Origin of the sequence: Cronbergia sp. UHCC 0137 (assembly GCF_034932285.1) — a bacterium.
Classification (GTDB): Bacteria; Cyanobacteriota; Cyanobacteriia; order Cyanobacteriales; family Nostocaceae; genus Cronbergia.
On sequence record NZ_JAYGHC010000011.1, the window covers coordinates 128079 to 128753 of the forward strand.

Annotated in this window: 1 protein-coding gene; it reads left to right on the forward strand. The window is 32.9% G+C overall.

Annotated elements, in window-relative coordinates:
- The first annotated feature begins 42 nt into the window (after positions 1 to 42).
- The gene (locus VB711_RS07710; protein WP_323285258.1) at positions 43 to 594 is read left to right on the forward strand and encodes an REP-associated tyrosine transposase; all 552 of its coding nucleotides are present in this window, start codon (positions 43 to 45) and stop codon (positions 592 to 594) included.
- Positions 595 to 675: the final 81 nt, after the last annotated feature.

A 675-nucleotide genomic window follows, 5' to 3' on the forward strand; every position in this document is an offset into this window, starting at 1 on the left:
CCTAAGTCCGTTGAATGTTTTTTTATTTGTAAGTTCTTTAATATGTCTAACTATCGCAGAATAATCGTACCAGGAGCGACTTATTTTTTTACCCAAGTAACCTATAAAAGAGTACCTTGGTTATGTACTGATATTGGTAGAGAAACCTTACGCAAAGGTTTACAAAGGGTACAACAATTATATCCATTTTCTATTGATGCAATTATACTTTTACCCGATCATTTTCATTGCATTTGGACTCTTCCTGATGGTGATGTTAACTATCCGGGTCGTTGGCGTTATTTAAAAAGTTTTATTACTCGTAGTTGTGGTAATAAATTACAACTTCCGGCAATAAATAGCGTATCTCGTAAAAAACGTCAAGAAAAGAATTTATGGCAAAGACGCTATTGGGAGCATTTAATCAAAGATGAAAAAGATTTTAGTAATCATTGTGATTACATTCATTATAATCCCGTGAAACATGGTTTATGTCAATCACCCCAAAATTGGAAATTTTCCAGTTTTCATCGTTTTGTTAATCAAGGAATTTATCCTCAAGATTGGGGTACAAATGAATCTATTAACATTCCTGAAAATATTGGACACGAATAAATTTATAAACTGGGTACGGTGGATCAGATTCTTAATTTTAGAACGCAAATAATATCTGTAGGGTGCGTCAGACAAATAACC